At 42.7% G+C, this 7272-nt stretch carries 6 protein-coding genes; all 6 read right to left on the bottom strand.

The genetic code is table 11. The features are described 5' to 3' along the window. Positions 1–678: 678 nt before the first annotated feature. The 6 genes from JXR81_09925 to JXR81_09900 are packed head-to-tail and all read right to left on the bottom strand — an operon-like array spanning position 679 to position 7110. Complete coding sequence (locus tag JXR81_09925) at positions 679–1752, bottom strand: hypothetical protein (GenBank protein ID MBN2755160.1); 1074 nt, start codon at positions 1750–1752, stop codon at positions 679–681. Further along, positions 1734–3047 (bottom strand): replication-associated recombination protein A, encoded by a 1314-nt coding sequence (locus JXR81_09920; protein ID MBN2755159.1) that lies wholly within the window; start codon positions 3045–3047, stop codon positions 1734–1736. Before JXR81_09920 ends, JXR81_09925 begins: the two co-directional genes overlap by 19 nt. Before the next feature lie 7 nt (positions 3048–3054). Further along, positions 3055–4335 carry a DUF1015 domain-containing protein gene (locus JXR81_09915; GenBank protein MBN2755158.1) on the bottom strand — a complete coding sequence of 427 codons (1281 nt, stop codon included), beginning with the start codon at positions 4333–4335 and terminating at the stop codon, positions 3055–3057. A 43-nt stretch (positions 4336–4378) separates the two neighbouring features. Continuing rightward, on the bottom strand, positions 4379–5806 hold the full coding sequence (locus tag JXR81_09910; protein ID MBN2755157.1) for a glucose-6-phosphate isomerase: 1428 nt from the start codon (positions 5804–5806) through the stop codon (positions 4379–4381). After that, a complete protein-coding gene (locus JXR81_09905) occupies positions 5757–6218 on the bottom strand; it encodes a hypothetical protein (protein ID MBN2755156.1) in 462 nt (153 codons plus the stop codon). Before JXR81_09905 ends, JXR81_09910 begins: the two co-directional genes overlap by 50 nt. Before the next feature lie 10 nt (positions 6219–6228). Then, positions 6229–7110, bottom strand: coding sequence for an ATP phosphoribosyltransferase (locus JXR81_09900; protein ID MBN2755155.1), 882 nt, complete (start codon positions 7108–7110; stop codon positions 6229–6231). Between the last annotated feature and the right edge of the window lie 162 nt (positions 7111–7272).

The following is a 7272-nucleotide window of genomic DNA, read 5'->3' as shown; positions in this document are numbered from 1 at the left end:
TGCTTATTTTAGAAAGAAATCTGGCAACTACAGGAGAGAACCCCTTTTATGAATCTTTTTAATTACACACAATACTTGACAGTATCAACAGCTCTTAATCCATAAACTTTTATCCCATATCCAATAGATAAAGGCCGAGGGACGGAGGGACGGATGCACGGAGGGACGGAAGAGTGCTTAAACAATAAACTTCTATCCCATAAATAAATCCGAGGGACAGAAGAGAGTAGCGGTTTAAGCTATAGGCAGTTAAGCAGAAGCTTAACCGCGGAAGATCAGAAGGACGGAGGGATAGGTTTTCGGTTTGGACAATATGTTTCGTTTATGCTTAATTGCCTGTCTGCTTATTGCTTAAAATAAGGGGTGCGGCTACCGGGACAAAAATTAAAGTTCGCAGGTACAGAATAAAAGACGAAAAAAAATAAAAAACGGGCCAAACACAACCCGTTTTTTGAATGACATTTAAAACAAATATAAACAACTCGCCTTAAAAAGCGCGGCTACCAAAACCCAGATCAAAACCAACTACCGCGGGCTGAAGACCCGCGTCTACCACTGCCAAGACAAATAAAACTACCGAACAGCGCAGGAGCGCCGTCCTTACAAATTCAAATAAAACAAACTAAACATATCGCAGAAAAATTACCTGCATCTGACACGACATAAACACTGCACTTTCTACAGTATATCATATACAAAATAGAACGTCGGGACGCTGTTTCCGTTGATTGCCTGCGCCAAAGCCACAGATAATTTGAATTTATTCATTTTATTATACACAAGGTTTATTTCCAATCCCCCGCCCGCGCCTGTCTTGTACTGGTCAAGTTTCTGCATCTGCCAGATATCACCGGTGTTGCCCATATCAATCAGAATAAACCCATTTACAGATGTCAGCTCCATCAGCATCACTTTAAACCCTATATTATCAAAAATCTTATGGTCGTACCTGAACCTGCATTTAAAGCTGTAATCCCCGTAGAATTCATCCACCCTGTAGCCCCAAAGGGAATCATAGCCGCCAAGCGAGTACCGTTTCCACGCAGGAAGGTCATAGCGTTCCAGCACATAACCCGCGTCCGCCGAAATGGAAAACCTGTCACTTCCGTTTATCGTAAAACTTTTTGCCGCGTCAAGGTTAAGATACAGGTAATTATATTTTGATTCACTTCCCGGAAGGCCCTTTTCAAAATGCACGGAAGCTAAAAAGTCATTGCCTTGCAGCTGATCCTTAACTTTAACTTCCAAAACGCTGTCCCAGATATTAATTGTTCCGCCGTCAGTACTTACGCTTTCATCAAGCGCGGCAAAATAATAAGTTTCCCTTTTTATTGACTCTTTCACACTGAAAAACTGAAGAAATTCGGGAGTTTCAAGCCCTACTCTTACCCCCCTGTTACGCTGAAGATACTTCTTTTTTTCAAAAATGCGTTCAAACCAGATATTGTCATAAAGGCTTATGGATACAGGAAAATTGAAATTTAAACTGTATTTAACCAGGTAATTCATCTTGCTGTAAACATAATTATATTCCGTGGAACCTTCAAGTTTTGATTTGTCAAAATCCTGAACTATTCCCATTTTTATGCTTGTATCAGGAAGCACGAATTTAAAGGTGGGGGTGACAAAAAAATGTATCTCTTTAACCCTTACCTGCATAATTTCATTTTCTGATATTTTCGGTTCTTCAGCCAGGGACAGATTTAATCCCGCGGCAAGAAAAAGCAAAAGCATCAGGAGCCGCTTTGCCATTTTTTCATCCTTTCCTTAATATCAGCTTCCGCGCCGTTGTCGGTGGGTTCATAATATTTTTTGCCCTTTAACCTGTCCGGCAGGTGGTCCTGCTTTACATAATGGCCTTCGTAATCGTGCGCGTATTTATACCCTTTGCCGTACCCAAGGTCTTTCATAAGTTTGGTAGGCGCGTTTCTTATATGCATAGGAACAGGGTCATCCCTGAAATTTTTAAGGTCTTCTTTGACAAGGTTGTGCGCCATGTATACCGCGTTGCTTTTTGGCGCGGTTGCCATATATACAGCCGACTGTATTATTGCAAGTTCGCCTTCCGGGCTGCCCAGAAAATCGTACGCCTCTTTTGCGGCCAAAGCGACAACAAGCGCGTTGGTATCCGCATTGCCTATGTCTTCGCTGGCAAACCTTATTATTCGGCGCGCGACGTATAAAGGAACATCTCCCGATTCCATCATCCTTGCAGCCCAGTACGCGGCAGCATCCGGGTCTGAATCCCTCATACTTTTATGAAGCGCGGATATTATATTGTAGTGCTCTTCCCCGCCCTTGTCATAGAAGTGGGTGTTTTTTTCCGTAACCTCTTTTATGTCATCAACGGTTATCTCATAACTTTCTTCTGTCTTCATATTGTCTATCATTTCAAGGATATTCAAAGCCGTCCTTGCATCGCCGTTTGACAACAGGTCAAACACCTTAAACGCATCATCATGTATTCCAATCTTTCTTTTTCCCAGGCCGCGTTCTTTGTCATTGACCGCCCTTAAAACTATCTGCCTGATATCCTCTTCTTCAAGGGGTTTTAGCGTTATCACCCTTGCCCTTGACAACAAAGCGGAATTTACTTCAAAAGAAGGGTTTTCGGTGGTAGCGCCTATCAGAATAATTGTGCCGTTTTCAACGTGCGGTAAAAAACCGTCCTGCTGGGACTTATTAAAACGGTGTATTTCATCAATAAACATAATGGTTTTTTTGCCTCTTGCATGGTTAAGGCGGGCTTTTTCAAGGACTTCTTTCACTTCTTTTGTGCCGCTGTTAACCGCGGACAAAGGTATAAATTCCGCGTTTATGTGTTTGGCAATAATCATCGCCAGAGTGGTCTTGCCGGTGCCCGGCGGCCCCCAGAATATAATTGATGGAATACTTCCTTTTTCAAGAAATCCCCTAAGATACCCTTTTTTTCCTACAGCCTGTTCCTGCCCTGAAAATTCATCAAGGTTTGCGGGCCGCATCCTGTAGGCCAGCGGCCTGTATTTATCTTTTTCCGGCGTACCCGCGGAGAACAGATCGTCCTGCATCAGTTTTTTATTCCTCCATGCTGTTGATTAAAAAACCGGTGGCAAGTTTAGGCAGAAAATAAGTGCTTTTCTGAGGCATAACCTCGCCGTTTTCTGAAATTATCCTTACTTCTTCCACAGTTGCCGGCCCAAGAAGAAATGTTATTTCTGACCCTCCCGAAGACACCATTTTTATAGCTTCGTCTATATCCGGAGTGTAGTCAATACCTTCGTTTATAGCGGTCTCATCCATTTTAAGAATGCGTTCAAAAAGCAGTTTATGAAGCACTGAAGCGTCAAGAAGATAATAGTCCATTATGTGCTCGCTTAAATTCACTATCTTCGCGTATTCTTTCTTTTTAAGGGTTAACGCGTGGCACATGCCTTTTCCAAAAATGCCTATTATCTTTTTGCCCGCGGAATTTACCATAATCTCACGCAGTTCTTTTTCATCAGCGCATTTCTTTACCTCAAAAAACTTTTCAAGTTCCGCGGCGCCAAGAATATCAGGGTTAAATTTGGCTTTAATCCTGTGCGTCGGAAGTATGCTTATCCCCGAATGCTCCATGCTTATCAGGCACATCATAATGTAGTCATACGCGGCGCCGGGCTTTGCCCCTTTTTCCCTCATCTCGTTTCTGAAATTAATGCCGGTTTCATACCTGTGATGCCCGTCCGCTATAAACAGTTTTTTGCCTGCAAAAAAAGATGATATTTTTTCTTTTTCATTTTTATCAGTCACCCTGTAAATCCTGTACCTTATCCCGTCGGCCGCTTTTACGTCATAATAAGGTTTGTCATCCCCTATGTGCTTTCTTATTATCTCGTCCACTTTCTTTTCAGCGTCAAAATACAGCGACAGGATGGGGCTTGTATTGGCTTTAGTCTGCCTCATCAGCAAAAGCCTGTCAACTTTTGGGCCGCTGTGGGTCTTTTCATGTGGCAGCACCACTTTTTTTTCAAACTCTTCCAGTTTTACCTGCCCAAAAAACGCGGCCATTTCGCGCTTTGTCCCGTCGGGAGTTAAGTATTCCTGAGTATAAAGGTAATAACACTCCTCTTTATCCCGGATAAGCACGCCCTCTGATATCCATTTTTTAAGATTTGCCGCCGCCCTGGTATATTTGTTTTGAGAATCATTATCGCCGGATTCTTCGTTGCCTTTGTCAATACGCACCACGTTATACGGCGACATTGAATAATAAACGGAAGTATCCCTGATAATGTCATATGGCGGCATAATTACTTTTGCCATATCCACTTTCTCGCTGTTATAGTGCACTGATGAAAACGGTTTTACCTCTGCCATGTTTTTTATCCTTTCAAGTGATATTTTTTTATATAATAACCTTTTAAATAATATACGCCTTTTTGTCCTTTTTTACCATTAACTGTTTTAACCTTTCTTTATGGCTTTTTCTGCCCATAAGCGCAAAAACAGCGTCTTTACACGCCTGCGCCCCGGGCTGATCATAGGAGTTTACATTATACAGTTCTCCCAGAAACGCGGTCTGCACTTCCAGCAGATAAATAAGCTGCCCCATTGTGAATTCTGATATTTCCGGAAGGGTTATTGTTATGCTTGCCCGCTGGCTGTCCGCAAGCGTTTTTTGCGCTGCTGATTGTTCCGCATTTAAAAGGTCGCTTAATTTATGCCCGCTTAAATACCCCAGCGCCTCCGATTCATTGAAATTTGACGGGATATCAATATCTTCCCTGAATTTTTCCACTTTAATAAAAGTAATTACTTTGTCATAAGGGCCTTCCATGTAAAGCTGTAACTGCGAATGCTGGTCAGACGCGCCAAGCGCTTTAACCGGCGTAATTCCACAGTTTATAATTCTGCCGTCGCGCGAAAATTTTTTTCCTAAAGATTCCGCCAGCAGCTGCCCGTACCATCCCGCAACATCTTTTAACGCGTCAGCGTATGGCATCATTACACTTATATTTCTTTTATACCTGGCCGCGGATATGTATTGCAGGACAGCCGACATATAAGCGGGATTATTCCAAATTGTGCCGTCTGAAACCATTGTATCCATATACGCCGCGCCCTTTAAAAGTTCATCTATGTTGACCCCGCACACCGCAAGCGGAAGCAGGCCTACAGCAGACAGAACCGAGAACCTGCCCCCTACATTATCGGGCACAGCAAAAGACATAAGGTTATATTTTGCCGCCAGCGGCCTTAAAGGCCCGTTAATCCTGTCCGTGGTGATTATTATATGCTCCTTAAGTTTTTCTTCTTTCATCTGCGCAAGCAGTTTTTTCCAGAATATTTTCATAAAAGCTGCCGTTTCCGGAGTTTCGCCGGACTTGCTTATTATATTTATGCATGATTTTTTTATGTCTATGATGTCAAAGATTCCCGCGGCAGCCGCAGGGTCAGGATTATCCAGAACAAACAACCTGGGTGCTTTTCTTTTATTATCCGGCAGCAGATTATAAAAAGGGTGCGATAACGCCCTGTGAAGGGCGGTTGTCCCAAGCGCGCAGCCGCCGGTGCCTATGACCACAAAATTTTCAAATTTATCTTTTATCGCAAGCGCGGTTTTTTTGATGTCTTCTTTTATTTTTGTGTCATAAGGCAGGTAAAAAAAGCCCAGCTTTCCGTCGTCCCTTTTTTCCTGAAGATTTCTGCCGGCCTTTTTAATGACGGGTTTAAGCTTATTTATATCGCCTGCACGAATGCCTTCAGAACCTATTTTTTCCGGCATCATATTATTAAAGTTAATTGTTATTCTTGCCCTTTTCATCTGTTTCCGGCGTTTTTCCGTCATTAATTACCTCCTTTTCGGAGTCTTCGTACTCAAAATACCAGACAAAATTAACAATTGTGGTTACCGCGGCAAGCCCGCCGATTACTGTATAATAAACCGGCATATACTCCTGAACCGGTTTCATTTTAACGCTGAAAGTTTTCTGGCTTATCGCTTCCGCCGCGGTGATATAAAGCGTGGACAGCAGAAATCCAAACGGGACGGCCTGCACAAGGCTTACTTTCGCATCCTCTATAAGATTATTCTTTCCGTATTTAACAGGTTCAAAAACAGGCATGTTGCTGCTTTCGGCATATTCGGCAGAGCTTGTGACCGAGTAATAGAAATCCGTATCATCCAGTATGGCGGCATTCGAAAGCGGGATTACACAGATAAGAAACACCGCCGCCAGAAGAATTTTTTTTAAAAACATCAGCGCCTCTTCAGTAAATTACTTTATTAAGCGGGTATTCTATTATGTCCTGCGCACCGCGTTCCTTTAATTTTGGAATAAGCGGCCTTACTTTCTTTTCGTCCATAATCACTTCAATGGCAACCCATTGCTCTTCGCCTTTTTTGCCTATCAGATAAGATATGGTCGGCCTTTTTGACGCAGGCAGCAGTTCCAGAACACACCCAAGTTTGCTCTCCGGAATGTTCATTTTAACACCCACTTTTTCACCGGCGTTTAAGGCGCCTTTTAAAAGAAGCAGGACGTCATTTATTTTTTTCTGTTTCCATTCGTTTTTCCAGGATTCCTTATTGGCAATCATAACGGTGGTTGATTCCATTATGGTATCCACTATCCTTAATTTATTCGCCCTTAACGAAGAGCCTGTTTCCGTAAGTTCCACAATGGCATCAGCCAGATGAGGCGGCTTTGCTTCTGTCGCCCCCCAGGAAAAACTTACATCAGCCTTTACTTTATGTTTTTTAAGGTATGCTTTCGTGGTGTTTACAAGTTCCGTGGAAATATGTTTGCCCGCAAGGTCTTTAACGGATTTTATTTTTGAATTTTCCGGCACCGCAAGCACCCAGCGTACAGGCCTCATACCCACTTTCCCGTAGACAAGGTTATCAACTTTTTTAACCGACTCCCCGCTGTCAGCCACCCAGTCTTCGCCTGTCATTCCCGCGTCAAAAATGCCTTCGGCCACGTATTTTGCCATTTCCTGCGCCCTTACAAGGGTTATTGACAATTCTTCGTCGTCAACCGCCGGATAATAGCTTCTTGAGTCCGATTTTATGTTAAAACCGGCCTTTTTAAATATGTTAAATGTTGATTCCTGCAGGCTTCCTTTTGGCAGACCTAATTTTAAAATCATAACAACCTCCTGTAATTTTTAAAGCGGACTTTGATAATAACATAAAATAAGAAGGGTGTCAAATAAAGGCAGGTTGCGTTGTTGTATGCTTTTGTGTGTAATTTAAGTAAAAGGGGTTCCTAACCTGTATTACAATGGTTTTTGCTGAGAAAACCAAACAGG

The organism is Candidatus Goldiibacteriota bacterium (assembly GCA_016937715.1).
Taxonomy (GTDB): domain Bacteria; phylum Oederibacteriota; class PGYV01; order PGYV01; family PGYV01; genus PGYV01.
This window is presented reverse-complemented; position numbering and strand designations above follow the sequence as displayed.

What these genes read in the sequence shown, in the direction of transcription:
- JXR81_09905 (MBN2755156.1), bottom strand. Translation starts at nt 6,218, where the DNA reads ATGTTTTTAAAAAAAATTCTTCTGGCGGCGGTGTTTCTTATCTGTGTA.
- JXR81_09910 (MBN2755157.1), bottom strand. Translation starts at nt 5,806, where the DNA reads ATGACGGAAAAACGCCGGAAACAGATGAAAAGGGCAAGAATAACAATT.
- JXR81_09920 (MBN2755159.1), bottom strand. Translation starts at nt 3,047, where the DNA reads ATGCAGGACGATCTGTTCTCCGCGGGTACGCCGGAAAAAGATAAATAC.
- JXR81_09925 (MBN2755160.1), bottom strand. Translation starts at nt 1,752, where the DNA reads ATGGCAAAGCGGCTCCTGATGCTTTTGCTTTTTCTTGCCGCGGGATTA.
- JXR81_09915 (MBN2755158.1), bottom strand. Translation starts at nt 4,335, where the DNA reads ATGGCAGAGGTAAAACCGTTTTCATCAGTGCACTATAACAGCGAGAAA.
- JXR81_09900 (MBN2755155.1), bottom strand. Translation starts at nt 7,110, where the DNA reads ATGATTTTAAAATTAGGTCTGCCAAAAGGAAGCCTGCAGGAATCAACA.